The organism is Sphingomonas sp. BL-S-28, assembly GCF_055521515.1.
This window is the reverse complement of the sequence record NZ_CM145483.1, coordinates 1,863,374-1,889,657: the sequence shown is the minus strand read 5'-3', so window position 1 is coordinate 1,889,657 and position 26,284 is coordinate 1,863,374. Positions and strand designations below refer to the sequence as shown.

Genomic DNA, 26,284 nt, shown 5'->3' with positions numbered 1-26,284 from the left:
GAGATCGTATACGATATAAACGCATTCCAGAATCCACGCAAGGCAGACCATCACCCATGCTTCCGGTTTTCCCCGGTTCGGACAGCCAATACGCACAAGGCCTTAGCCCGGTGCAATGCTTTGCACCGTGGACGGCGAGATTGCGGGCCTGTGATACATCATCTACCGTATACGTCAGCCCTGACGCGGCATCGCGCCGCATGGGGGCGATCTATATGGAGACCCTCTGGTGACAATCGTCGTCCGCACGCTTGCCGAACGTATTTTCGACGTGATCCGCGAAAGGATCGTCGAAGGGAAGCTGCCTGTCATGGAGCCGGTCAGGCAGGATGCGCTCGCCGCCGAACTGGGCGTGAGCAAGATCCCGCTGCGCGAAGCGCTCGCGCGGCTTGAACATGAAGGCCTGCTGACCAGCCAGGCCAATCGCGGCTGGTTCGTCCGCCCGATGTCCAGCGACCAGGCAGAAGAAATCTATCAGCTGCGCCTGTCGATCGAGCCGGCTGCGGCCGCCTATGCCTCCACCCTGGCGGAAGAGGCCGACAAGGAAGCCGCGATCAAGGCGTTCGAGGTGCTGGACGCCGCCGCATCGGGCAATCTGAACGACGTGGCCGTGCGCAACCGCGAATTCCACGTCGCGCTCGTCCGCCCGGCCAAGCGCCTGCTGACCACCCAGCTGGTGGAACGGCTTGAGGTTCTGGCCGAACGCTACGTGCTGGCCCATCTGGAGCCGGCCGGCCGCGGGGACCGCGCGCATACCGAACACCGTGACTTGCTCGAAGCCTGGCTCGCCGGAGATGCGACCAAGGTGAAAGGCCTGCTCACGCAGCACATCGCCAGCACGCTTGACGACTTGCGTGCCCATTTCACCGCCGAACAGACGGGCTGACCAAGCCGGTCGACTAAAACCTGGGGGACCGAATGCTCGGACCGCGTAAATCCATAGAAAAACTGTCGCAACGCGATTCCGGACATTCCCTGGCCAAGACGCTGAGCTGGCCGCACCTGATCGCCCTGGGCGTCGGCGCGATCGTCGGCACCGGTATCTACACGCTGACCGGCGTCGGCGCGGAACGTGCCGGCCCCGCCGTGATCCTGGCCTTTGCGGTTGCCGGCGCGGTCTGCGCCTGCGCCGCGCTGGCCTATGCCGAAATGGCGACGATGATTCCGGCCGCGGGCAGCGCCTATACTTTCTCCTACGCCGCCATGGGCGAGACCATCGCCTGGGTGGTGGGCTGGAGCCTGATCCTCGAATATTCGCTGGCCTGTTCCACCGTGGCGGTCGGCTGGTCGGGCTATCTGGTGGGCTGGATCCAGTCCGCCGGGATCCACTTGCCCCATGCCTTGCTGGTCGGCCCGCATGGCGGCGGCGTGATCAACCTGCCCGCCGTAATGGTGGCGCTGGCCGTCATGGGCATGCTGATCGCCGGCACGCGTGAAAGCGCCACGCTGAACATCATTCTCGTCATCATCAAGCTGGTCGCCCTGTCGATCTTCGTGTTCATGGCGGCACCGGCCTTCAATGCCGACAACATGCATCCCTTCATGCCCTATGGCTTTGCCAGCACCGAAGTGGGCGGCATGCAGCGCGGCGTGATGGCGGCGGCGGCCATCGTGTTCTTCGCCTTCTACGGCTTCGACGCGGTTGCCACTTCGGCAGAGGAAGCCAAGAACCCGGGCCGCGATCTGACCATCGGCATCGTCGGTTCGATGGTGGTCTGCACCGCGATCTACATGGCCGTGGCGATCACCGCGATCGGCGCCCTGCCCTTCCAGCAGCTTGCCAACTCACCCGAGCCGCTCGCCCTCGTGCTGCGCCAGCTTGGCCAGCCGGTTGCCGCACACCTGATCGCGCTTGCCGCTGTGCTGGCGCTGCCTTCGGTCATCCTCGTGATGATGTACGGCCAGAGCCGCGTGTTCTTCGTGATGGCGCGTGACGGCCTGCTGCCGCGCAGCCTTGCCAAGATCAGCCCGCGGACCGGCGCGCCCACCCGCATCACGCTGATCACCGGCATCTCGATCGCCCTCGTCGCCGGTATCTTCCGCCTCGACGAGATTGCCGAACTGGCCAATGCCGGCACGCTGATCGCCTTCATCTCGGTCGGCGCCTGCCTGATGATCCTGCGCCGCCGCGCGCCGCAACTGCCGCGTCTGTTCAAGTGCCCGCAGCCCTACGTGGTCGGCACGCTGACGATCCTGGGCTGCGCCTACCTGCTGTTCAGCCTGCCCTCGACCACGCTGGTCCGCTTCGGCGCCTGGAACGTCATCGGCCTCGTTGCCTACTGCCTCTACGGCCGCACCCGCAGCGAAGCCGCTCTCGAAGCGCAGACTGCCGCGTAAGCTTTTCGGGGGATGCCCGGCCGGCATCCCCCACCCCTTCCCGCTCCACCTTTTCCGAATGCGACACGGTCCAAGGAGATCGCGATGAAACACGCCTTTATCAAAGCTGCAGGGATTGCAACTGCACTGCTCGCCGGCACCTCGCCGGCGCTCGCCAAGACTGCCTATGACGGCGTCTGGCTGTTCGACGATACGCCGCCCACCCCCGGCGTGACGATGATGGAAGTCACCTCCAAGGGCGGCAAGATCGCCGGCTCGGTGACGACCAAGTGGTACGGCCCGGTCGAGATGATGAACCCGCACATCGAAGACGGCATACTCAAGTTCGAGGCGCGCAACCTCAACGACCGCGACCACCTCACCCGCCAGTGGAGCGTCGCCATCGAAGACGGCCGCGCCCATCTGAAGGGCCAGATCTGGGAATCGGAAATCGACAGCACCGGCCGCCCCGGCACGGCGAAGGATGCCAAGGCCCGCGCCTTCCAGTTCTCGGCGCTTCCCGCACTGGGCGCACCGATCCCCAGCAAACTGGCCGCCACCCCGCCGATGGGCTGGAGCAGCTGGAACAAGTTCGCCGATCATATCGACGACAAGACCGTGCGCGCCATGGCCGATGCCATGGTCTCGTCCGGCCTGCGCGATGCCGGTTACATCTACATCAATATCGACGATGGCTGGCAGGGTGAGCGCGACCCCAAGGGCGTGCTCCAGCCCAATGCCAAGTTCCCGGACATGAAGGCACTGACCGCCTACGTCCATTCGAAGGGGCTGAAGATCGGCATCTATTCCTCGCAGGGGCCGAAGACCTGCGCGGGCTACATCGGCAGCTATGGCCATGTGAAGCAGGACGCCGATACCTATGCCGACTGGGGCTTCGACTATCTGAAGTACGACCTCTGCTCGGGCGAATGGTTCTACGCCGATGCCGATACCGTGAAGCGCAGCTACTACGAAATGGGCAAGGCGCTACAGGAGGCCGGCAAGCGGACCGGGCGCGATATCGTGTTCTCGCTCTGCGAATATGGCCGCTTCGACGTGGGTAGCTGGGGCCGCGACGTGGGCGGCGTGCTCTGGCGCACGACTGGTGACATTACCGACGATTACCCGACGATGGCGAAGATCGGATTCGACAAGAACGGCAATCCCGCCTGGGCCGGCCCGCATGGCTGGAACGATCCGGACATGCTGGAAATCGGCAACGGTGGCATGAGCGCGGACGAATACCGCACCCACATGTCGCTCTGGGCGATGTCCGCCGCGCCGCTGATGATGGGGCATGACCTTCGCGAGATGAGCCCGGAAACGCTGGCCATGCTCACCAACCGCCGCGTGATCGCCGTCGATCAGGATACGCTGGGCGTGCAGGGAAAGCCCGTGCGCAAGGCGGGTTCGATGGAAGTCTGGGCCAAGCCGCTGTCCGATGGCCGCGTGGCACTGGCGCTGTTCAACCGCGGCGATGCGCCTGCGCCGCTGTCGCTGACGCCGGCCGACGCGGGCCTTGCCTCGGTCGATGGGGTCGAGGACCTGTGGAGCGGCGCCAAGGCAGGCGCACTGCCCGCCGGCTATCAGGTGCCCGCGCGCGGCGTGGTGATGGTGGCGGTGAAGGGCCGCAAGTAAGATGCAGGACGGCGGGCCTGCTTGCCCCTGACGGCAAGACCCGCCGCCCGGCCTTTCCTATGAGCGCGGACGGTCGCATCGCTGGGCGATGGAGACCGTCCGCACCTTCTGCCGCAATTGCAGCGCCTCATGCGCGATGGCGATCGATGTCGATCAGGGCCGTATGCTGGGCGTGCGGCCTGACGGCGCGGTTTCTCCCTACGGCGCCTATCTCTGCCCTAAGGGCCTTGCCTCGGTGGAGTTTCATAACGGCGCGGAAAACCGCCTGCTCCAGTGCCTTGCGCGCGGGGCGGATGGCACGTTCGCACCGATAGAGTCCGACGCCGCGCTGGACGTCATCGGCGCGAAGCTGGCCGCGCTCGTGGCCGCACATGGGCCGCGATCGGTGGCGGTCTATCACGGCACCGGCGCCTATCGCAGCACATTGGGCGGGCTGATGGAGCGGGCCTGGGTCTCCGCGCTCGGCACGCCCAATTTCTTCTCGACGATGACCATCGACCAGTCGGCGAAGTGGGTGACGATGGCGCGGATGGGCACGTTCGCCAGCGGCCGCCACGCACTGCGTGATCTTGACGTTGTGCTGCTGGCGGGCGGCAATCCCGTCGTCACGCATCAGGGCGCACCCTTCGCGCTGGTGGAAAGCGGCGCGCCGGGCCGCGCGCTGGAAACGGCGCGGGCGCGGGGCATGAAGCTGATCCTGATCGATCCCCGCCGCACCGAAACCGCGCGCTATGCCGATCTGCTGATCCAGCCCCTGCCCGGCCACGACGCCGCGATCTTCGCCGCCATCGCCCACGTCCTGCTGCGCGATAATGGCTATGACAGCGCCTTTGTCGAACGCTGGTGTTCCGGACTGGACGACGTGCGCGCGCTGGTAGCCGAAGCAACCCCCGAATGGGCCGCGCACCGCGCCGATGTGCCGGCCGGGCAGATCGAACTGGCGGCAAAGTGGCTGGGGGAAGCGCGCAAGGTCGCGGTGGGCAGCGGCACCGGGCCTTCGTTCTCGGCCCATTCGAACCTGGCCGATCACATGATCGAACTGGTGAACGTGCTCTGCGGCGGATATCGCCGCGCGGGTGACCGCGTGCGCAATCCCGGCACGCTGCGCCCCCGCACATTCTTCGAGATGGCCGTTCCGCCCTCCCGCAATTTCGAGCGTGAGCCAAAATGCCTGAGCGCCGACACCGGCCAGCTTCTCGGCGAGTTTCCCTCCGCCCTGCTACCCGGCGAGATCACGGCGGACTCGCCCGACCGCATCCGCGCGCTGATCGTCTTCGGCGGCGATCCGCTGAAGGCCATGGGCGACCCTGCCCTTGCCAGCGCCGCGTTCGACAAGCTGGACCTGCTCGTGTCGCTCGACTCCCGCGTGAACGAGACCGGCAAGCGCGCGCACTACCTGATCGCCGCCAGCCAGCCTTTCGAACGCCACGACCTCACCCTCGCCGCCGACGCATTGTTTCCCGAAGCTTTCGCGCAATATGCCCCGCCCATCGTCGCCAAGCCACCGGGCTGCCTGCACGACTGGGAGTTCTTCTGGGAAATCTCGGCCCGCATGGGCCTGCCGCTGACGTTCAAGTCCTGGAGCTATGGCCAGCGTTTTGAAGACATCCCGCGCGGCCTGCCGCTGAGCACGACCGAAAAGCCCGATCCCGAAGCGCTCTGCCGCTTTCTGGCGGGCGAGGGCAGAGTCGATTTCGACAGCCTCGCCGCCCATCCCGAGGGACTGTGCCCCGAGAGCGAGCCGGCCTTCGTGCAGCCCGCGCCCAATCCCGGCGGCAAGCTGCAGCTCATGCCCACGGACGTCGCGGCCGAATTCCGCGCCTATGCCGAGGAACCGCGCGACGACGGCTATCCGCTGCGCCTCGTCAGCCGCCGTACGCTGCATACGCTCAACGGCGCGTTCCGCGATTCCCGCGCGGCCCGCAAACGCTATCCGGTCAATCCCGCCTGGATGAACCCGCTCGACATGGCCGCGCTGGGGCTGGAGGACGACGCGCTGGTGGAGATCGCCTCCCCCCACGGCACGATCCGCGCCCTCGTCCGCACTGAGGAACGGCTGCGGCGCGGCGTCGTCTCGATGTCGCACATGTTCGGCCCGCTGGTCGGGTCCGGCGATCCGGTTGCCGATGGCGGCTCGAATCCGGGCGAACTGACCTCGCTGGTCGAGACATTGGAGCCGATCAACTTCATGCCGCGCTTTTCCGGCATACCGATCCGCATCACCGCGGCCTGACCGGCACCGCACGCCGCTACCAATAGTCGGACGATTCGGTTTGCCCTGCGCAGGCCGAAACGGGCTTTCGATGTCCCGCGTAGAGACTCCCGCTTCCCCTTCGCTGCCCATCCAAAGCCCGGAAAACCGCGCAACCGCGTGCCATTGCGGCATTTTTACGACAGATAACTTATTTCGTATACTATATTTGACATGACGCGAAATGTGTCGCAACACTGGCGCATTGAACAAGGGAGTCATGCCCATGAGGGGTCGTAACCAGACACTTTATTGCGCTGCAGCAATATCGGCGCTCATCGCCGGCACTGTCAGCACCACCACGGCGTTCGCGCAGGATGCAGCCGAAGCGGCCCCCGCCGCCGACATCGTCGTTACCGGCACCCGCATCAAGCGCGCCGACCTGGAAAGCAACAGCCCGCAGACGGTCGTCGGTTCCGACGAGTTCAAGTTCCAGGGCGCGACCTCGGTCGAACAGGTGCTGAACCGCCTGCCGCAGTTCACTGCCGACGCCAACGAGAACGTCTCGAACGGTTCGGATGGCACGTCCAAGATCAACTTGCGCAACCTCGGATCGAACCGCGTTCTCACGCTGATCGACGGCCAGCGCATGATGCCTTCGCAGGCGATCAACCTTGCCTTCATCCCCAGCGCCCTGATCGAGCGTGTCGATGTCATGTCGGGCGGCGCCTCGGCGGTCTATGGTTCGGACGCGCTTTCGGGCGTGGTGAACTTCGTGTTGAAGAAGGACCTGGACGGCGTTCGCGTCGATGCCCAGACCGGCTTCTCCCAGCACAATAACAACAACAGCTCGCTCCGCGCGCTGCAGAGCGCCTCGGGCTACGACACGGCCCCGTCCTCGGTCGCCGACGGCGGCAAGCAGGACATCACTATCGCAGCGGGCAAAAATTTTGCCGACGGCCGCGGTAACATCACCGTCTATGGCGGCTATCGCCACATCAGCCCGGTCCGCCAGTCCAGCCGCGACGTTTCCGCCTGCGCCCTGCAGGATCGTGAATCGGTTGTCGGCTCCGGCAATTTCGACCAGCTGTTCTGCGGCGGTTCGAGCAACACGCCCTACGGCTCGTTCATTCCGCTCTCGGATCTCAGCCCCTACAAGGGCCAGACCCTCATCAACAACCGCGACGGCAGCGGCACGCTGGTGCCGTACGACAATTCGTATGCGTACAACACCTCGCCGGACAACTACCTCCAGCGCTCGGACGAGCGTTACACGGCGGGCGGCTTCGCGCACTTCCAGTTCAGCAAGGCAGCCGAAGTCTACGGCAGCTTCATGTACATGAAGGATCAGACCTTCTCGCAGGTCGCGCCTTCGGCAGTGTGGTTCGGCACGGCCTTCGACGTTTCCTGTAACAACCCCTATGCCAGCGCCGCGCAGCTTAGCGCCATCTGCGGCTCGGCAGCGGGCACGGACGCCACTGCCCCGACCAACGTCGGCTACCGCGTGGTCGGCCAGCCGCGCCGCGACAATCTGCGCTTCAACGACTATCGCTATTCGGCAGGCGTGCGCGGCGATATCGGCAGCGGCTTCAGCTACGACGTCAACTACATGTACTCGCTGGTGAAGTACAAGGAGACGTACCTCAACGACGTGAACCAGACCAAGGCCGGCCTCGCGCTCAATGCGGTCAACGTCAACGGCGTGCCGACCTGCCGCTCGGTCATCGACGGCACCGATCCGAACTGCATTCCGATCAACGTCTTCACCCCTGGCGGCGTGACGGCAGACCAGGCCGCCTACATCTTCGGCGAGAGCAACACCGCTTCGCGCAACTCGCTGGGCGTGATCTCGGGCTCGCTGAGCGGCGATCTCGGCCAGATGGGCGTGACCCTGCCCTGGGCCGAAAAGGGCGTCGGCATCGCACTCGGCGTGGAACGCCGCCGCGAAACGCTGAACTTCACGGCTGACGAAGTCGCCCAGCAGAACGGCACGCTGCCTTCCGACGGCATCATCGCCGTGACCGAGGCCTTCGGCGAAATCGAAGTTCCGCTGATCGAGGACAAGCCGTTCTTCCGCTCGCTGACGATCAACGGCGGTCTGCGCTATTCGTCCTACGACAACAAGCAGAACTCCACCGGCCTGAAGTCGGGCTACAACGTGTGGACCTACAAGGGTGAACTGTCGTGGGCGCTTGTCGACGACCTGCGCATCCGCGCCAGCTACAACCACGCGATCCGCGCGCCCAACGTGGCCGAACTCTTTGCCGCCCAATCGGTCGGCAACGTCAACGGCACCGATCCGTGCGCCGGCAGCAGCCCCAGCGCCTCGTTCGAGGTCTGCCAGGCGACTGGCGTGACGCAGTCGATGTACGGCAGCATTCCGAATTGCCCGTCCGACCAGTGCTCCGCGCTGGGTGGCGGCAACGTCGCGCTCAAGCCGGAAACCGCCGACACCTACACGCTTGGCGTCGTCATCACGCCGAAGGCGCTGCGTCGCTTCTCGGTTTCGGTCGACTACTACAACATCAAGGTGAAGGACTACATCGGCTCGATCGCGCCTTCGCTGATCATGGGCCAGTGCGCCTCGACGGGTGATCCGTACTACTGCGGATTGTTCGTGCGCGATCCGCGTTCGGGCCAGGTCTTCGGCCAGAACTCGGGCTATATCATCTCGACCACGATGAACACGGGCTACCTCAAGACCTCCGGCCTCGACGTGAATGCCGATTACACGTTCAACATCGGCAAGCTGGGCAGCATGAACCTCGGCGTGGTCGGCACCTACCTGATCGAACAGGTTTCGCAGCCGGTCCCCGGCGGCGGCTCGTACGATTGCAAGGGCCTGTTCGGGTACACCTGCGGCCAGCCGACCCCCGAATGGCGCCATGTCGCGCGTCTTTCGTGGATGACGCCGACCGACACGACCGTCTCGCTGTCCTGGCGCTATATCGGCGGCACCAAGCTTTCGAGCCTGACCGACAACCCGCTGCTCTCGGCCGACCAGACGACCGTGAACCGCAAGATCGGCGCCTACAACTACTTCGACCTGTCGCTGACGCAGGCGATCGACAAGAACTTCACCCTGCGTGCAGGCGTGAACAACATGTTCGACAAGGACCCGCCGGTCCTCGACTCGGGCCTTCTGCAGTCGTTCGGCAACGGCAACACCTACCCGGGCGTCTACGACTCGCTCGGCCGTACGATCTTCGTGGGCTTCACCGCGAACTTCTGATCCCGTCCCGCACGGCGGCTTTTCGTTCCGTATCCGAAAGCCGCCGTGTCCCCCCGTGGGATCTGTGCGAGGCCCGTCCGGTCACAAGACCGGGCGGGCCTTTGCACATCCTGATCAGGCCGGGACCACTTGCGCGGCGGCAATCTCGTGGATGTCGCGGGCCAGTTCCTGCACGCGGGCAAGATCGCTGTCCCAGGCGAACATGAAGCGGGCGCTGCCGCCGATGAAGGTATAGAAGCGCCAGCCGCGTTCGCGCAGATCGTCCAGCACCCGCGTCGGCGCTTCCAGGAAGACGGAGTTCGCCTGCACCGCGAACTTCAGCGAAAGGTCCGGCAGATCGCCCACCAGTTCGGCCAGACGGCGGGCGCAAGTGTTGCCGTGCTCGGCATTGCGCAGCCAGGCACCGCTTTCGATCAGGCCGATCCATGGCGCGGAGAGGAAGCGCATCTTGGAGGCGAGCTGCCCCGCCTGCTTGCAGCGATAGTCGAAGTCCGCCGCCAGCGCGCGGTCGAAGTAGAGGATCGCCTCGCCCACGGCCATGCCGTTCTTGGTGCCGCCGAAGCAGAGCACGTCCACCCCGGCCTTCCATGAGATGTCGGCCGGCGCGCAGCCCAAAGCGGCGCAGGCGTGGGCGAAGCGGGCGCCGTCCATGTGCAGCTTCAGCCCGAGTTCGCGGCAGACGGCGGAGATCGCCTTGACCTCTTCGATCGAGTAGACCTGCCCGGTTTCGGTCGGCTGGGTGATGGTGACGACGCGCGGCTTGGGGAAGTGGATGTCCGACCGGCTGGCGGCGAGTGCGCGGATCGCCTCGGGCGTCAGCTTGCCGTCCACCGACTGGGCGACCAGCAGCTTCGATCCGTTAGAGAAGAACTCCGGCGCGCCGCACTCGTCGGTTTCGACGTGGGCCGAGGAGGAGCAGATCACGCTGTGATAGGACTGGCAGAGCGAGGCCAGCGCCAGCGAGTTGGCCGCGGTGCCGTTGAAGACGAAGAACACCTCTCCATCCGCCTCGAACAGGCTGCGGAAGCTGTTGGCGGCGCGCAAGGTCCACTCGTCGTCGCCATAGGCCACGGCAGAACCCGCATTCGCCTCCATCATCGCGGCCAGCGCTTCGGGACAGATGCCGGCGTAATTGTCACTTGCGAACTGCTGGGGGTGCTGTGTCATGGCTGCGTTTCCTCGGGTATCTTGCGTGGCAAGATCCGGATCGACGTATGACAGTGGCGAAAGGTCCCGTTTAGTTGCCGGTCCGGCCACATCCCTCCCTGCGGAGGCACCACCTTGCTCGGGGAGCAGGTTGGCGTCGAACGTCGGTCCGACTCTTGATGCTGGGATGGCTGATAGCCGTGCCGGCGCGGCTGCGCAAGAGTGTTGCGGCAGGGCGCACGAACATTACCGCACAAAAAAGCCCCCGCCGGCAGTCCGGCGGGGGCTAAAAAGTGATCGGCGGAGAGGGAATGCAGACCCGCCGATCGGGTGGGTACTGTAATCAGGTAAGCTATCAGGTTACTTGGAAGCCGGCCCAGAACGGGTCTTCGCGGTCGATCCAGATCGTGTTGAAGCCGGTGGCGATGGCCGAGCCTTCGATCGAGGGAATGATCGCCGGCTTGTCACCCAGCATGACTTCCTGCTCCACGCGGCCGATGAAGCGGCTGCAGATGTAGCTCTCGTGCACGAAACGCTCACCCACCTTCAGGCGGCCGGTGGCGTGCAAGTGCGCGATGCGTGCCGAGGTGCCGGTGCCGCAGGGGCTGCGGTCGATCGCCTTGTCGCCGTAGAACACCGCGTTGCGGCCATCGGCGCCTTCATGCTTGGGCTTGTCGGCCCAGAGGATGTGGCTGACGCCGCGGATCGTGGAATCGAGCGGGTGGACCGGCTCGTACTTCGCGCGCACGGCTTCGCGGATGCGGCCCGAAAGCTCGATAATGCGCGAAGCGCCGAGATCGTCGAGGCCGGTGTAGTTCCCCTGTGGCTCGACGATGGCGTAGTAGTTGCCACCATAGGACACGTCGATCGAGAGCGGGCCGATGCCTTCCACGTCCACCTCAATGCCGCGTTCGGCGACATAGGCGGGGACATTGGTGATGCGCACCGAAGTGACCTTGGGGCCGTTAGTTTCGTAGGCGATCTCGATCACGCCCGCCGGAACCTCGACGCGCAGCTTGCCCGGCGTCGCCGGCTGGATCAGCCCATGCTCAAGGCCGAAAGTGACCATGCCGATCGTGCCGTGGCCGCACATCGGCAGGCAACCGCTGGTCTCGATGAACAGGATGCCGATGTCGTTGGCCGGATCGCAGGGCGGATAGAGGAAGCCGCCAGACATCATATCATGCCCGCGCGGCTCGAAGCAGAGGCCGGTGCGGATCCAGTCGAAGCGCGACAGGAAATCCTGCCGACGCTCGGACATCGAGGCGCCCTTCAACAGCGGAGCCCCGCCCGCCACAAGGCGAACGGGGTTACCGGCTGTGTGGCCGTCGATGCAGAAGAAAGTGTGCCGCATCGACGCTCCCTTATGCTGCTGCCGCGACCGTCAGGTCGGGACGGGTGGCGGCGGCCTTTTCGACCATCGCGATCACTTCCGCACGGCGCTCGCCCTCAAGGACGTAACGCGGAGGCAGAACGCGCTCCGAACCGCGGCCCATCACCTGCTCGGCCAGCTTGATCGACTGGACAAGGTCATGCTCGGCATCGAGGTGGAGGAGCGGCATGAACCAGCGATAGATTTCCATCGCCTTGGCATGGTCGCCACGCTCGAAAGCCTTGACCAGCTCGACCGATTCCTTCGGGAACGCGTTGGTGAGGCCCGAAACCCAGCCCTGCGCGCCGAGGTAGAGACCTTCCAGAGCCACGTCGTCGAGGCCGGCGAACAGCGTGTAGCGATCGCCGAAGGTGTTGCGGAAATCGGTGAAGCGGCGGGTATCCGGCGCGGATTCCTTGACGGCGACGATGTTCTTCACATCGATCAGCGCGGTCAGCACGTCCTTGTCGATCACCGTGCGGTAGGCCGGCGGGTTGTTGTAGAGCATGATCGGCAGACCGGTCTGGTCGGCCACGCCCTTGAAGTGCGCGACGAGTTCCTTGGCCTTGGGCACGTAGACCATCGGCGGCAGCAGCATCAGGCCGTCGGCGCCGATCTTTTCGGCAGCCTGCGCGTAACGCACGGCGCGGCGGGTATCGAATTCCGAAACGCCGGTGACGACGGGAACGCGGCCGTTCACGGCTTCGACGATCGCGGTGAGGACCTGAACCTTCTCGTCGAATTCGAGCGAGTTGTTTTCACCAACGGTGCCGAGCGCGATCACGCCGGTCACGCCGTCGTTGATGAGATCGTCAACGACGCGCTGGGTGTCAGCGAGATCGAGGGAGAGGTCTTCGCGCACCTGGGTCGTGACCGCGGGGAACACACCCTTCCAACCAATTGCCATAATGAGAATCGTCCTGCGATGTTTCTGGTTAATCTAGATATCGTATACGATATTACAAATTAACCTGCAATTGCATTATTCGCACCACCAGGTGCGTGCGGAGTCAAACGAAATCCGGGGCTTGCCGCCAGAGAGGGGAAACCCCGATGGCGCAAAACGAAAAGGGGGCGCCGAGCACGATGCCCGCCGCCCCCCTCTCCGGTCACGCCGAAAGGAACATCAGAAACGGAACCGGACGCTGCCCTGAACCGTCCGCGCCATCGTGCGTACGCCCAGCGGCAGAAGTTCCTCGCTGCCGTGGTAACGGTAGATATCGTTACCGAGAATGTTCGAAGCTTCCAGCGAAAGCGTCATGAAGACGACCGGGGTATAGTTGATGGCCGCATCAAGCTTGCCGGTATCGTCCTGATAGGGCGAGTATTCCGGATTGTCGGTAAACACGCCGATACGATACTTGGAACGCCAATTGTATGCCACGCGCGCACTGAACTTGGGCGTATCGTAGAACAGCGTGGCGTTGGCAGTCCACTTCGAGGTGTTTGGCGAATCGAACGCGCCGGGGAAATCTTCAGGGTACGGATATTCGATGCGAGCCTTGAAGATGTGGCTGGCATTGAAGCTCGCCCCGAAGTTGCCGAGCACACCCGGCAGGAAGTCGAAGAACGACTGTACCGTGCCTTCCATGCCGATGAACGTGCCGTCGCCAGCGTTACGCAACTGTTCGACATAGCCGATGCCCGAAGCGTAGTTGGACAGGTCCACGCCATAATTGGCAAGTTCCTGAGCGCTCACCTGATTGCGGCTGTAGTACAGGAAGCCAGTCGCCTTCTTGTAGTAGCCTGCCAGCGAAATCTGCCCGCCCCGGCCGAAGTAGTATTCGGCGCTGGCGTCGAACGAATGTTCGCGTTGAGCCTTCAGGTCGGGGTTGCCGGCATATATCACTGGCGATGCACCACGCGTCTCCGCGTAGTAGTACGGCCGCATGTCGTAAAAGCCCGGGCGTTGCACGTTGGTCGTGTAGGACAGACGCAGCTGGGTCTTCGGGTTGAAATGGATCACCGAGGTGAAGCTGGGCAGCACGTCGAAGTAGTTGCCATAGCCCGGCGAGATCTGGACGATGTCCTGATAGCCGTTAGTCACGTCGCCAGGGTGGTAATTATAGCTGAGCGACTTGCCCCAGGTGTTGGTGTAGCGCACGCCGGCAAGGCCATCGACCTTGATCGTGCCCACGTCGAACGCATAGTTCACTTGCGCATAAGCGGCGAAGTTGTGCTCGGTAGAGTTGAACGTCTGGCCGTTGTCGCTGGGCGGATAGAGGCTGGCGAAGCGCGCCGCGTCTGCCGGGTCATACTGCTGGATATATTCGCGGATGTCCGCGATGTTGGACATTACCACGGAACCCGGAATGCGATACCATTCCGTTGACGAACCGCTGAAGTCCGGACCGACCAGCGAAGCTGAATCATATCCAGGGAAAGTGCCGAACGGCGCATAGGTGCCGTTCACGCGCGGGAAGCCATCGCGATAGCCGTAATATTTGCTGGTCACGCGGCGATTGAAACGGGCACCGACCTGCAGATTGCGCAGCAAGCCTTCGGGCATGATGTCCAGCGTCAGGTCGGCCTGCGCCGCGAATTCCCTGTTCTTCGAACCGCCATGGTTGTCCTGGAAGCGATCCACCACGTACTTCGAGATGTCGGAGAGGTCGACATTGTTGAAGGTGATCGAAGGCGCGCCCTTGCTGTATGCATCGGATGCAAAGTCGATATTCGCAGAGGTCAGCGTGCCCGGCCGGATAATGGTTTCGACGAAGTAGTTTCCTTCGTTCGACCAGTTGTACTGGGCACTGGCATTGAGGTGCATGATGCCAGAGTTGTAATGGGCCACAAAGTTGGTGGTATAGAGATTCGAGTGGAAATTGTTGTACTGGCTATCAATGCCGGCTCCAATGCCATTGGCATTGCTGTAAGTGGCCGACTTTACCGTGCGCCCGTCGGGCATGAGGACGATGTTACTGAGTTCGCCGACGAACGGCATGTCCTGCACGTAGAGGCGTTCCACCGAACGCTTCTCGCGCGAGCCCAGGTAGCCGCCCTCGAACACGAAATCGAGCTTGTCGTTGGCGCGCCATTGCAGCGACGCATTGATCGAGGGGCGCTTCACGCTGCCCTGTTCGAGCCCGGTGTAAGCTCGGTAGGGAATGACCACCTGCGAACCATCGTCGAGGTTGACCTCGTAAGGTGACTCACTCTCGATGTAATTTTCGCGATAGTTGGTCTTGGTGTAAGACGCGTTGATCAAAAAGCCGATCTCACCGATGCCGGTATCGAAACGGTTCGCGACCAGAAGGCTGCCGAACGGGCTTACCTTCTTCGAAATATCGTCATAGGCGCCACGAAGACTGCCTGCGATCGTCCACCCCTTCTTGAGATCGAAGGGCCGGCGCAGTTCGACATTGACGGTGCCGGCGATGCCGCCTTCCACCTGATCGGCGGTCCGCGTCTTGTAGACATCCACCTGCTTGAGCAGTTCGGCCGGAATATCGGCGAGATTGAGCGAGCGGTCCTCACCCAAGTTGGTGTTGTTGCCGTTTACCGTGGTCTGCACTTCGGCAAGGCCGCGAATGGTCAGGCTCTGGCCCTGGCCGCGGGCGCGGTCGATCTGCACGCCGGTAACGCGCGCCAGCGCGTCGACCACGTTGTTGTCGGGCAGCTTGCCCACGTCCTCGGCAACCACCGAGTCCACGATCTGCTTCGACTTCTGTTTCTTGGTCGCAGCAGCCTCAACCGCGCCGCGCACGCCGGTGACGACGATGTCGGTCCTGGCGGCTTCGTTCTGGTCCGACAATTCAGTGGCCGAACCGGATTGGTCCTGCGCCCAGGCCGGAGCGGCAGCGCCGATCGCGATCACCGTGGTGAGCGCAGTGGAAAGCTTCAAAATCTTTAGCGATGTCATAGCAAAACCCCCTGTTTCGATCCCTGCCGCCGTGCTTTCCGGCTGTCATGTTTATATCGTATACGTCCTACGATATCTGAATCGAGTCAAGGCGATTGTGACAGTGATTGTGATTTTTTGTCTGAGTAATGACGGTATGTGAAATTTCCGGAATGCGAATGCGAAGCGGGGCGCAAGTCCATCGACTTGCGCCCCGCGAAGAACCCGGCTGAATCCGGCGGAATTACGATGTTTAGCGGCAATCCGGCGCGCCAGCGTCCTTCCGTACGACGACGGACATCGGCTTCGGCGCCAGCGCCTCCCATTCCAGCACGCCGAGCGCCGCATGGGTCTTGCCGTCGGTGGATGCGTCCATCACCGCGCGCAGGCAGCGCGTGGTGATCGGGCGGAAAGACACGCTCTGGAACGCGTCGGTCGCGGTGCCGTAGGCGCTGGCGCCGGGAACCTGTTTCCAGCCCTTCTGCCAGTACTCAAGATGCCATTTGGCTGGCGGAGCGACGCCCACGCCCGAACCGGCGGGCTGGTCGTTCCAGAAGCGGATGCGCGATCCGTTCACTGTTACCGGCTTGTCCCAGCGATATTCGATCCACTGGCTGGGCGGGTTGTTCGGCGACCAGCTGCCCCACATGTCGGGCGGCAGCGGGGCCTCCTTCACCACGCCGTCGTTGAGCGACTTGATCCAGAACTGCACCGGCACCGGCACGTTCGAGGCAGTCGCCCATGCGGCACGCGCGATATTGCGCGTGGGCGCCAGTGGCGGCTGCGGGCGCAGTGTCGGCACGACCGGCAGGATGCGCGCGGGCGAGACGCTGTCGTCCCACTCCATCTTGTCCAGCGCGACGCTGCGGCGGAAATGGCCGCCGCCTTTCGCGTCCGCCGTGTGGTAGGCGAGGTACCACTGCCCCTGGAACTCCACCGCGCCGGAGTGCGAGGTGGTGGAGGACACCGGCTTCAGCACGACGCCGCGATAGGTCCACGGCCCCATCGGCGAAGGCGCGGTGCCATAGGCGATGCAGGCGTGGTAGACGGCGGGCGTGCAGTCCGAAGTCGGGCCGGCCTTGTTGCCGGCGTAGAGCATGTAATAGGCGCCCTTGCGCTTCATGATCCACGGCGCTTCGAAGAAGCCGGTCAGCCCCTTCATCTCCAGCTCCGGCCCCTTGGGCGTGACCATGTCGCGCGCGAGTTCCATGCCGCGAAGCTGGCCGAACGTGCCCCAGTAGATGTAGACCCGGCCATCGTCGTCGATCATCACGGTCGGGTCGATGTTCTGGATATCGTTGGCGACCGGCACCTTCTGCGAGATGATCGGGCCCGATGGATGCGCGTCGCGCCAGGGGCCGAGCGGGCTGTCCGCCACGGCCACGCCGATGGCGAAGCGGTCCTTGGCGTCGCTGTTCTTCTCCAGCACCGGGGCATAAAGATAGTAGCGCTTGTCGGGCCCTTGGATGATCTGGCCGGCATAGGCGCGGGCTTCTTCGGCCCATGCGAAGACGTTTTCGGGCTTCAGGATCGCCGGATAGTGCGTCCATTTGTGCGAGGCGGGGTCGGCCGTCTTCAGCAATTGCCATTCGGGCATGATGAAGTCGTTGACGTCGCTCGCCGCCTCATCCCGGCCGGCGAGGATCCAGAGCTGGCCGTCCGCCACGAAAGGCGCGGGATCGGTGGAGTAATAGTCCCCGTCGGCGAGGATCGGGTTGCCCGGAATGGTCAGTTCACGGGCGACAGGCGCCTGTTGCGCGAAAACGGGTGCCGAGGCGGCGGGCGCAAACGCGCACGCCGCCAGCACCACTGCGAGACTATTCCTCATCGGGGTAAGGCCCCTTGCCACCGTCCTTGATCAGCTGGTCCACGCGCTGGTCGATCACCGGCAGCGGCACGCCGCCCAGTTCGAGCACGGCATCGTGGAAAGCGCGAATGTTGAACTTCGGCCCCAGCGCGGTTTCCGCCTTCTTGCGCGCATCCATGAAGGCCAGTTGGCCCATGTAGTAGGACAGCGCCTGACCCGGCCAGGAGATGTAGCGGTCCACCTCGGTCTCGATCTCGTGATCGGAAAGCGCAGTGTTGTCGCGCAAGTATTGCTGCGCCTGTTCGCGGGTCCAGCCCTTGGCGTGAATGCCGGTATCGACGACGAGGCGCGAGGCGCGCCAGGCCTGATAGCTGAGCATGCCGAAGCGGTCATAGGGCGTTTCGTACATGCCCATGTCCTCGCCCAGCGCCTCGCAATAGAGCGCCCAGCCCTCGCCATAGGCGGAGAGATACGTGTCGCGGCGGAAGGCCGGCAAGTCCTTGTTCTCCATCGCCAGCGGCATCTGCATCGCATGGCCCGGCGCACTCTCATGCAGGGTCAGCGCGATCTGCGAGTAGAACGGACGGCTAGGCAGGTCATAGGTGTTGACGAGGTAGATGCCCGGGCCGCCGCGCCCGCCGGTGTAGAACGGCGCGATGTCATCGGGCACCGGCTTGATCGCGAAGCGGCTGCGCGGCAGGTGGCCGAAGAACTGCGAGGCCTTGCCGTCGAAAGTCTTGGCGATCCACGCGGCGCGGTAGAGCAGCTCGTTCGGCGTCTTGGGATAGAACTGCGGATCGGTGCGCAGGAAGTGCAGGAACGCCTTGAGGTCGCCCTTGAACTGAACCTGCTGCATCACTTCGTTCATCTGCGAGCGGATGCGCGCCATTTCGCTGAGGCCGATCTGATGGATCTCCTCCGGCGACTTGTCGAGCGTGACGAACTCGGCAATCTTCGACTGATAATAAGCCTTGCCGTCCGGCAGTGCATAGGCGGCCAGCGTCTTGCGGGCCTGCTTTTCGTACTCGCTGCGCATGAACGTCAGCAACTTGGCGTGCGCGGGCACGACGCTGCCGGTAATCGCGGCGCGGGCCGCGGCGCGCAGCTTTTCCTGCTCGGCGGCCGGGATCGTCGAGGGCAGCTTCTTGAACGGCTCGTAGAACGGCGAATCCTCGGGCGTCTTGGCATCGACGACGAGTTCGATGCCCTTGTCGCGGCCGGTCAGCGTGACTTGCGGGGCGGAAAAGCCGCGCTTCAGGCCCGCGCGCATGTTGTCGATCTGCTGATCGTAGTAGCGCGGGATTTCGCGCAGCATTTCCACGAAGTCTTCGGCGCTCTGCTGGTCGCGCAGCGGAGAGCGGGCCCAGTCGGCCAGTTCGCCCCAGAAGCTGGTGTCCGCGTTGAACGGCTTTTCGTAGTCACGATAGCGCTGCGATGCGACGAAGGCGTCGATCTGGCCCTTGTAGACCGCGAAGTTCACGCGGTTCGCGGGCGAAAGCTTGGCCGGATCGATCGCGGCAAGCTGCTTTTCGACCTTTTCCCACGCAGCAAGGCGGTTGGCCTGCGCCTTGGCGCCAACATCGGGAAGCGCGAGACGCTCGGCCTTGGGGCCATCCTCGCTAGGGCCGCTCTGCTGCAGACGCCAGGCGTATTCGGCGGTGTAGATGGCCTCGAAAGCTTCGTCGGTGGTCTGGGCTCCAGAGGTCTTCGGCGCGGTCTGGGCGGCGGGGGCGGCAATCGCAGCGTGAGCCATGCCCACGGCAAGCGCCGCGCCTGCCAGCAGCAGCGCGCGGCCAAGCGTATTCTTCACGTCAATTTCCCCTTTCGAGAATTTCGAGAATGTCGGCGTGGAGCTGCGCGGGGATGCGCACGCCTTCCACTTGCGAACGGGCACGGGCGAGCAGGCGGCGCGCGCCGGGAAGGCGGGCGCCCTGCCCTTCGATGGTTTCGAACATCGTCTCGGCGCGCTTCAGGTATTCGTCCAAGCTGTCGCCCAGGAAGCCTGCCGGATCGATCACGACGATCAGTTCGCCGCCGATCGGCGAGCCGCCACGTCCTTCGTCAGCGGCAAGCGATTCCGCGCTGGTCATGTCGCCGATCAGCGGCCCGGCCAGCAGTTCGACCATGGCTGCCAGCGCCGATCCCTTGTGCGCGCCGAACGTGCGCATCGCACCGTCGAGCACGGCCTTGGCATCGGTGGAGGGACGGCCATCGGCGTCATAGCCCCACTCGGGCGGGATCGCCTTGCCCGCGCGGCGGTGCAGTTCGATCTCCCCGCGCGCGACGGCGCTGGTGGCGAAGTCGAACACGAAGGGCGCGCGATCGGGGCGTGGCCAACCGAAGGCGATCGGGTTGGTGCCGAACACCGGCTTGGTGCCGCCCTCCGGCGCGACCCAGGCGTGGCTGGGCGTGAAGGCCAGCGCGACAAGGCCCTGCTCGGCCAGCGCTTCCACCTCGGGCCAGAGCGCGGCGAAGTGGACCACGTTGTTCAGCGCCATGGCGGCAATGCCGTAAGCCCTGGCCTTCTCCACCAGCAGCGGCATGCCCAGCTCGAAGGGAAGCTGGGCGAAGCCGCCCTTGCCGTCCACCTTGACCAGCGCCTTGGCCGGCTCGCTCACTTCCGGCACCGCATCGGGCACCACCACCCCGCGCGCCACCGAATTGGCGGCGACGAGCAGGCGGTAAAGCCCGTGCGAGGTGCAGCCGTCCCGCTCGCCCGAAACCATGGTCTGGGCCACTGCGGCGGCATGGTCGGGCGCCAACCCGCAGGCCAGAAGGACCTTGCGGGCAAGAGCATCGGCTTCGCCGAGCGACAGGGCGACTTCGTTATGGGCAGTCATGTTCGTTGAACTCACTTGGCGGGCTTGGCCGTGAACAGACGCATGCCGAAGATCGGACCGGCCGAGCTGCGGTCATGCGGCACGATGCGCACCTTGACCTCGCTCTTGCCCTTGGTCAGCGCTTCCGGCAGCGGATAATCGACATCCATGAACTTGCCCGGCGTATCGTTGTCCAGCTTCTGGGTGACGACCTTGGTGCCGTCGACGAAGATGTCGAACACGCGCGAACGCTCGCTGCCCCAATAGGTAGCCTGCAGCAGCAGCGGACCGGGTTTCACCTTCATCGTGAACTCGATGTAGCCGCCCGAGCGGGCATCGCGCCCGTTCCGCCCGCGGTACGAGACCGGGTAGGAGATTTCCGAGGTCAGGTTGTGGTCGCGCTCGGGCTGCATTTCGCCCAGGTGCATGACGTCGATCGAGCGGGCGGCGATGTCCTTCTGGCGCGCCTGTTCGGCCAGGAACGAGGCTTCCTCGCTCTTCCAGCCGGCTTCGGTGAAGCGCTTGAAGTAGACGGCGCTGCGGCGGTCGTACTGGCTGTAGAACGGCACGAACGTCAGGTCCGCCGGGCGCATCACGCCGGTGGTCTGGAAGCGCGGACGGTCCGACACGATCGGCGCGAAGGCGCCGAGCGGATTGTCGCCCACCATCGCCGGTTCGACGCCGGTGAAGTCCATTTCGGCAGGGCCAAGGTCCGCCGCCATGACCAGCGGGCCGCGCAGCACGGCCACCACGTCCTGCGAACCGGCTGCCGCCTCGAACCGCAGATCGAGCGGCAGGGTGAGCGAGATCGTGTCGCCCTTCTTCCAGCGGCGATCGATCACGGCATAGCCGTTCACGGCATTAGCCGGAACCGGCGCGCCGTTGACGGACACCAGCGCGCGGCCGTTGGCCCAGCCCGGAATGCGCAGCGCGAGGGTGAACTTGCCGTTCTTCACCGCATCCAGCGTCACGCCGACTTCGGGCTTGAACGGATATTCGGTGGCCAGCGTCAGCGCCACGCCCTTGGCCTTCCACTCCGCCTTCGACGGGATGAAAAGGTTCACGAACAGCGTGTCATCACCCTGCCAGTAGATGGAATCGCCGTGCTTCGAATGGCTTTCCATGCCCGAGCCGACGCAGCACCAGAAGGCTTCCTCGCCCGGCTGCGAATAGCCGCGCGGGGCGCCGCTCATCATCGGCGTCATGTAGGTGAAGCCGCCGGTGTGCGGGTTGTGCGCGGACATCACGTGGTTGAGGTGCGCACGCTCGTAATAGTCGAACAGCGCGCCGTCCGGCTGCCACGAGTAGAGCTGACGGGTCAGCTTCAGCATGTTGTAGGTGTTGCAGTGCTCACAGGTCGATTCCGTGAGGTGCAGCGCGATATTGTCCGGCTCGAAGAAGTATTCGCGGTCGGCATTGCCGCCGATCACATAGCTGTGATGCTGGGTCACGCGCTCCCAGAAGAAGCGGGCGGCGCGGCCCGGCTCGTCCTTGCCGGTCAGCTCGTGAATGCGCGCCAGACCGATCAGCTTGGGCACCTGCGTATTGGCGTGGAAGTTGGCGAGCTTGTCCTCCTGCGCCACCAGCGGATCGAGCACCTTCTTGTCGTAGATGCGTTCCGCCACCTTCAGCCAACGCAGATCGCCGGTCTGGGCATAGAGTTCGGCATAGCTTTCGTTCAGGCCGCCATATTCGCAGCCCAGCAGTTCCTGCATCTGCTTGTCGTCAAGCGCGGCGAAGACCTTCTCGAAGTATCCGCCCAGGCCGATGACCACTTCCAGCGCCTTGGCATTGCCCCAGGCGGCATGGATATCGAGCAGACCCGCGAAGTACTTGTGCACGGTGTAGAGCGGCGACCACGAACCGTTGAGGTCGAACCCGCCCGACTTGATCTCTCCGCGCATGACTTCGGGGAAGATTTCCTGCCCGTCGACGACCTTGCCGTCCTTGGTCTTGCGGCCGAGCGCGCCGATGTAGCCATCGCTGCGCTGCGCCTGGCAGAGCGCCAGTTCGTCAACGATATAGTCCGCTCGGCGGCGGCATTCGGGGTTGCCGGTCTGCTGCCACGCCAGCACCAGCGCGGTCATGTAGTGGCCCAGCGTGTGCCCGGCGATGGTGTCCGATTCCCAACCGCCATAGATCGGCGCCTTGGGCTCAAGACCCGCATACTTGCGGAAATTGTGCAGGAAGCGATCGGGGCTGAGCGACATCAGGTAGTCGACATTGACGTCCACCGCAGTCGCATAGTCCGAAGCCATCAGCCGCACGTCATTGAGCGGCAGCGGCTTCGCCTTGATCGGAAGCTTGGGTGCGATGACAGCCGCGAAGCCCTTGAGAGGGACAGAGCTGATAGCCAGCGCCGCCACGCCAGCCATCCATTCGCGCCGATTGGCCTTCATCACCAGAAACTCCTATCGAATATCGTATACGGTTATTGATAAGGTTCGAGGGCTGCGAGTCAACCCTGTTGCAGGTGCCGCCGGACCGTGACGCGCCCGAGTCCGTTTGAAAAATCCGCCGCAGGCGGATTTTGGCGGCACCGGCCCACTCCCCCACCCGACCACCCACTAGGGTACAATCGTTGGGTGGTCGGGTGGGGGAGTGGGCCGGTGCCGCCTCAAAAATGCCCTTCCGGGCATTTTTCAAACAGCCTCCCTCAGCGCCGAAGCGCGACGCGGGTATCCGCATGGGCCAGATCGATCAGGGCGATCATCGCCTTGCGCGCCTGCTTCGCATTGCCCTCCGCAATGCAGCGATAGAGCGCGTGATGCTCTGGCATCGGATCGCGCGGGGAATCCCCCAGCCGCTGCTTGATCGCGGTGGTGGAGGCGATCGCCGTGGAGATCGAGGTGGAAAGCGCCTGCATCAGTTCGTTGCGCGTCGCCTCCAGCACCAGTTCGTGAAAGCGGATGTCGGCCGCACGGCCCTTGTCGGTGGTGAGCGTGCAACGCTCCATCGTTTCCAGCGCATTGGCCATATCGGTCAATTGCCGATCGTCGCGGCGCTGCGCCGCCATTTCCGCCGCCTGCGGCTCGACGACCAGGCGCAGTTCGAACAGGTCGCGCAGGAATTCGTCGCTGGCGCCGCACTGGATCTGCCAGGCCAGCACATCGGGATCGAGCAGGTTCCAGCTCTTGCGTTCGTTCACGCGGGTGCCCGCCTTGGGGCGGCTGCTGACCATGCCCTTGGCGGTCAGGATACGGAAAGCCTCACGCAGCACGGACCGGGAGACGCCCAGCCGATCGGCATGTTCGACTTCGGCCGGAAATACGTGCCCGGCGGGTACTTCGCCGCTGACGATCGCGGTCGCCAATTGGCGCGCAACCGCGTGATGGAGGCGGCCGCTGGAAAGCGGAAGCCCGGTTTCGGCCGGCAGTGGTGCGGTCATCTATGTCATCCCCAGCCAATGGATCGAGGCAAGATTTGAAATGCTCCGATCATATATCGTATAATTTTTCTTGACCCTTTCCGTGATGGGCGTCAAGAACCCATGCATCTTCCGAAGCCAAGCGATGGGTACATGCCATGAGCACCCCCTTGATTTCTCGTCCTTTCGTTCGCGTCTTTAAAAAACCTGCCGCAGTCAGCCTGCTGGCGCTTGCCATGGCCCTGCAGCCGGGCACTGCGCTGGCGCGCCAGACGCACGCGGCGACGGCCCAAACGTCGCCGCCCAGCATCGCCGATCGCTATATTGCGGCCGATACGTTCCTGGGCAACGGCATTGCCGATCTGATCGATAATGCCAATGTCGCGCCCAGTTTCGTGGGGGGCGAAAAGACCGCCAGCCTGTTCTACCGCACCGGCAACCGCACTGACCAGCGCTACCTGATCCTCACCCTTGCGACGCAAGAGGTGCACGAGGTGGCAAGCACGGCCAGTCTGCTCGCCGCACTCTCGCAGGCGAGCGGCAAAGCCGTAACGCTGGATGACGCGCACCTGGCCGATGTCGACTACGATCCGGACAAGGCCACGCTGACTTTCGCTGCGCTGGATGCCCATTGGCGGATCGGAGCCGACGGCAAGGCTGAGAAAGTCGCACCCGAGGCGCCGCAGCTCGATCTGCCCTCGCCGGACGGCAAGACGAAGATCGTTGCGCGCGGCTACAACCTCTATGCGGTGGACGTGGCCTCTGGCCGCGAAGTGGCGCTGACCTCCGATGGCACGCGCGAACAGCCCTATGGCCGCTCGATCCCCGAACTCTCGCAGATCCTGCGCGAAGGCACCGAGGAACCGGCGATGCCCGTCACCGGCGCATGGTCGCCCGATGGGCGCTATCTGCTGACATGGCGGCTCGACACGCGCGAGGTGAAGAAGCTTTCGATCACCCAGCAGAACCCGCCGGGCAGCTTCTATCCGCGCAGTTTCTCGTACATCTACCCGCTGGCGGGTGCGGAGAAGCTGCCGCAGGCGACGCGCCTGGTGGTCGATGTGCAGGCGGCGTTGAAGAGCGGCAAGGCAAAGGTCGTGCCGATCCAGATGCCGGCCGAATCGATCCTCTACCCCTCGCCGCCCGACATGAACTGGGTGAACGGCAAGCCGCGCATGCAGTGGACCGAGCGCGGCTATCGCCAGCAGGCCGTCTACGTGGCCGATCCGGCGACCGGTGCCACCAAGATCGTCGCGCATGAGGCGGTGAAGCCGGTGATCACCGTCACCTCCTCGATGATCTTCCCCGCGCCCGAACTGGGCGGCGAACTGTCGATTTCGGAGCGCAGCGGTTGGGCGCAGCTCTACCTCGTCACCCCGGACAACCCTGAGGGCGGCAAGGCCCTCACCACCGGTGATTGGGAAGTTCTCTCGGTAGACAATGTCGCTGAGGACAAGTCCTCGCTGATCGTCACCGGCGTGGGGCGCGAAGCCGCGCGCAATCCCTACTGGCGCGCGCTGTACCGCGTTTCGACCAATGGCAGCGGCCTGACCGAACTTACGCCCGAACCGCTCGATCACGATGCGCAAGTCTCGCCCGACGGCAAATGGATCGTCGATCAGATGTCCAGCCCGACGACGCCGACCCGCGCCGTACTGCGCGACGGCGCGACCGGCAAGATCGTGATGGAACTGGCCAAGGCCGATAACAGCCGTTTACTCGCGGCCGGCTACACCCCGCCCGAACCCTTCAAGGGCGTGGCGGCGGACGGCAAGACGCCGATCTACGGCATGATCTATCGCCCGGCGCACTTCGATCCGAAGCGCAGCTATCCGGTGATCGACAACGTCTATACCGGCCCCACCACCACCGACGTGCCCTCCACCTGGGGCATGGCGCTGCGCGTTCCCGGCAACAGCGTCGCGCAGATCGGCGCGGTGGTGGTGATGATCGACGGCACCGGCACCTCCCGGCGCGGTCAGGCCTTCCGTCTGCCTGCCTACCAGAACCTGGGCGAAGTGGGGCTGGACGATCACATCGCGCTGATCCGCCAGATGGCCGCCAAGTACCCCTACATGGACGTGAACCGCGTCGGCGTGTTCGGCGGATCGGCGGGCGGCTACGACACCGCGCGCTTCGTGCTGCGCCGTCCCGACTTCTTCAAGGTGGGCGTCTCCGCATCGGGCAACCACGACCTTCGGCTCGACAAGACCTGGTGGCCGGAAGTCTCGATGGGCGAGGCGGACGCCGCGACGTGGGAACGCAATTCGAACATGGCGGTGGCGAACCAGTTGAAGGGCCACCTGCTGCTCGTCCACGGCGATATCGACGACAACGTGCCGGTCACCGAAAGCTTCCGCCTTGCGAAAGCGCTGATCGATGCCGGGCGCGATGTGGACATGGTGGTCGTGCCCAATGCCACGCACAACGTTTACCAGCCCTTCTTCTGGAAGAAGCTGCGCGACTATTTCACCCTTTATCTGCTCGGCGAGACACCGCCGCCGCTCGGCCCCGTGAAGCCTGCCACACCGGCAGTCGCGCTGGCCCACTAAGAC

At 64.3% G+C, this 26,284-nt stretch carries 15 protein-coding genes and 1 riboswitch; of the genes, 6 read left to right on the top strand and 9 right to left on the bottom strand.

What is annotated here, in order from left to right; translation table 11 throughout:
- Positions 1–229: 229 nt before the first annotated feature.
- The 5 genes from ACZ1JC_RS08020 to ACZ1JC_RS08000 all read left to right on the top strand — a co-directional run bounded on the left by ACZ1JC_RS08020 (position 230) and on the right by ACZ1JC_RS08000 (position 9,377).
- The gene (locus ACZ1JC_RS08020) at positions 230–886 is read left to right on the top strand and encodes a GntR family transcriptional regulator (protein WP_465140070.1); all 657 of its coding nucleotides are present in this window, start codon (positions 230–232) and stop codon (positions 884–886) included.
- Between the two features lie 32 nt (positions 887–918).
- Complete coding sequence (locus tag ACZ1JC_RS08015) at positions 919–2,337, top strand: amino acid permease (protein WP_465140071.1); 1,419 nt, start codon at positions 919–921, stop codon at positions 2,335–2,337.
- Between the two features lie 84 nt (positions 2,338–2,421).
- Positions 2,422–3,954, top strand: a complete 1,533-nt coding sequence (locus tag ACZ1JC_RS08010; RefSeq protein WP_465140072.1) for a glycoside hydrolase family 27 protein — start codon at positions 2,422–2,424, stop codon at positions 3,952–3,954.
- Between the two features lie 88 nt (positions 3,955–4,042).
- The gene (locus tag ACZ1JC_RS08005; protein ID WP_465140073.1) at positions 4,043–6,187 is read left to right on the top strand and encodes a molybdopterin-containing oxidoreductase family protein; all 2,145 of its coding nucleotides are present in this window, start codon (positions 4,043–4,045) and stop codon (positions 6,185–6,187) included.
- A 244-nt stretch (positions 6,188–6,431) separates the two neighbouring features.
- Complete coding sequence (locus tag ACZ1JC_RS08000) at positions 6,432–9,377, top strand: TonB-dependent receptor domain-containing protein (protein WP_465140074.1); 2,946 nt, start codon at positions 6,432–6,434, stop codon at positions 9,375–9,377.
- A gap of 114 nt (positions 9,378–9,491) precedes the next feature.
- Here the strand turns inward: ACZ1JC_RS08000 and ACZ1JC_RS07995 are convergent, their stop codons facing one another.
- The 9 genes from ACZ1JC_RS07995 to ACZ1JC_RS07955 form a co-directional block, all read right to left on the bottom strand.
- Positions 9,492–10,544 carry a threonine aldolase family protein gene (locus tag ACZ1JC_RS07995; protein WP_465140075.1) on the bottom strand — a complete coding sequence of 351 codons (1,053 nt, stop codon included), beginning with the start codon at positions 10,542–10,544 and terminating at the stop codon, positions 9,492–9,494.
- A gap of 60 nt (positions 10,545–10,604) precedes the next feature.
- Positions 10,605–10,711, bottom strand: a riboswitch (SAM-I-IV-variant riboswitch).
- 167 nt (positions 10,712–10,878) lie between these two features.
- Positions 10,879–11,877 (bottom strand): 4-hydroxyproline epimerase, encoded by a 999-nt coding sequence (locus tag ACZ1JC_RS07990; protein ID WP_132391366.1) that lies wholly within the window; start codon positions 11,875–11,877, stop codon positions 10,879–10,881.
- A 10-nt stretch (positions 11,878–11,887) separates the two neighbouring features.
- On the bottom strand, positions 11,888–12,802 hold the full coding sequence (locus tag ACZ1JC_RS07985) for a dihydrodipicolinate synthase family protein (protein WP_465140076.1): 915 nt from the start codon (positions 12,800–12,802) through the stop codon (positions 11,888–11,890).
- 219 nt (positions 12,803–13,021) lie between these two features.
- A complete protein-coding gene (locus ACZ1JC_RS07980; protein WP_465140077.1) occupies positions 13,022–15,757 on the bottom strand; it encodes a TonB-dependent receptor in 2,736 nt (911 codons plus the stop codon).
- A gap of 232 nt (positions 15,758–15,989) precedes the next feature.
- A complete protein-coding gene (locus ACZ1JC_RS07975; protein ID WP_465140078.1) occupies positions 15,990–17,564 on the bottom strand; it encodes a family 43 glycosylhydrolase in 1,575 nt (524 codons plus the stop codon).
- Positions 17,554–19,353, bottom strand: coding sequence for a DUF885 domain-containing protein (locus ACZ1JC_RS07970; protein ID WP_465140079.1), 1,800 nt, complete (start codon positions 19,351–19,353; stop codon positions 17,554–17,556). Before ACZ1JC_RS07970 ends, ACZ1JC_RS07975 begins: the two co-directional genes overlap by 11 nt.
- Position 19,354: 1 nt before the next feature.
- The gene (locus tag ACZ1JC_RS07965; protein WP_465140080.1) at positions 19,355–20,383 is read right to left on the bottom strand and encodes an Ldh family oxidoreductase; all 1,029 of its coding nucleotides are present in this window, start codon (positions 20,381–20,383) and stop codon (positions 19,355–19,357) included.
- A gap of 11 nt (positions 20,384–20,394) precedes the next feature.
- Positions 20,395–22,761, bottom strand: a complete 2,367-nt coding sequence (locus ACZ1JC_RS07960; RefSeq protein ID WP_465140081.1) for a beta-L-arabinofuranosidase domain-containing protein — start codon at positions 22,759–22,761, stop codon at positions 20,395–20,397.
- Between the two features lie 257 nt (positions 22,762–23,018).
- Complete coding sequence (locus ACZ1JC_RS07955) at positions 23,019–23,750, bottom strand: FadR/GntR family transcriptional regulator (protein WP_465140082.1); 732 nt, start codon at positions 23,748–23,750, stop codon at positions 23,019–23,021.
- A 137-nt stretch (positions 23,751–23,887) separates the two neighbouring features.
- Between ACZ1JC_RS07955 and ACZ1JC_RS07950 the strand changes: the two genes are divergently transcribed.
- Complete coding sequence (locus ACZ1JC_RS07950; protein WP_465140083.1) at positions 23,888–26,281, top strand: S9 family peptidase; 2,394 nt, start codon at positions 23,888–23,890, stop codon at positions 26,279–26,281.
- Positions 26,282–26,284 lie beyond the last annotated feature (3 nt).

Excerpts from the sequence above, each read along its gene's own strand:
- ACZ1JC_RS08015 (WP_465140071.1), top strand. The coding sequence starts at position 919 with ATGCTCGGACCGCGTAAATCCATAGAAAAACTGTCGCAACGCGATTCC.
- ACZ1JC_RS08010 (WP_465140072.1), top strand. The coding sequence starts at position 2,422 with ATGAAACACGCCTTTATCAAAGCTGCAGGGATTGCAACTGCACTGCTC.
- ACZ1JC_RS08005 (WP_465140073.1), top strand. The coding sequence starts at position 4,043 with ATGGAGACCGTCCGCACCTTCTGCCGCAATTGCAGCGCCTCATGCGCG.
- ACZ1JC_RS08000 (WP_465140074.1), top strand. The coding sequence starts at position 6,432 with ATGAGGGGTCGTAACCAGACACTTTATTGCGCTGCAGCAATATCGGCG.
- ACZ1JC_RS07995 (WP_465140075.1), bottom strand. The coding sequence starts at position 10,544 with ATGACACAGCACCCCCAGCAGTTCGCAAGTGACAATTACGCCGGCATC.
- ACZ1JC_RS07990 (WP_132391366.1), bottom strand. The coding sequence starts at position 11,877 with ATGCGGCACACTTTCTTCTGCATCGACGGCCACACAGCCGGTAACCCC.
- ACZ1JC_RS07985 (WP_465140076.1), bottom strand. The coding sequence starts at position 12,802 with ATGGCAATTGGTTGGAAGGGTGTGTTCCCCGCGGTCACGACCCAGGTG.
- ACZ1JC_RS07980 (WP_465140077.1), bottom strand. The coding sequence starts at position 15,757 with ATGACATCGCTAAAGATTTTGAAGCTTTCCACTGCGCTCACCACGGTG.
- ACZ1JC_RS07975 (WP_465140078.1), bottom strand. The coding sequence starts at position 17,564 with ATGAGGAATAGTCTCGCAGTGGTGCTGGCGGCGTGCGCGTTTGCGCCC.
- ACZ1JC_RS07965 (WP_465140080.1), bottom strand. The coding sequence starts at position 20,383 with ATGACTGCCCATAACGAAGTCGCCCTGTCGCTCGGCGAAGCCGATGCT.
- ACZ1JC_RS07960 (WP_465140081.1), bottom strand. The coding sequence starts at position 22,761 with ATGAAGGCCAATCGGCGCGAATGGATGGCTGGCGTGGCGGCGCTGGCT.
- ACZ1JC_RS07955 (WP_465140082.1), bottom strand. The coding sequence starts at position 23,750 with ATGACCGCACCACTGCCGGCCGAAACCGGGCTTCCGCTTTCCAGCGGC.
- ACZ1JC_RS07950 (WP_465140083.1), top strand. The coding sequence starts at position 23,888 with ATGAGCACCCCCTTGATTTCTCGTCCTTTCGTTCGCGTCTTTAAAAAA.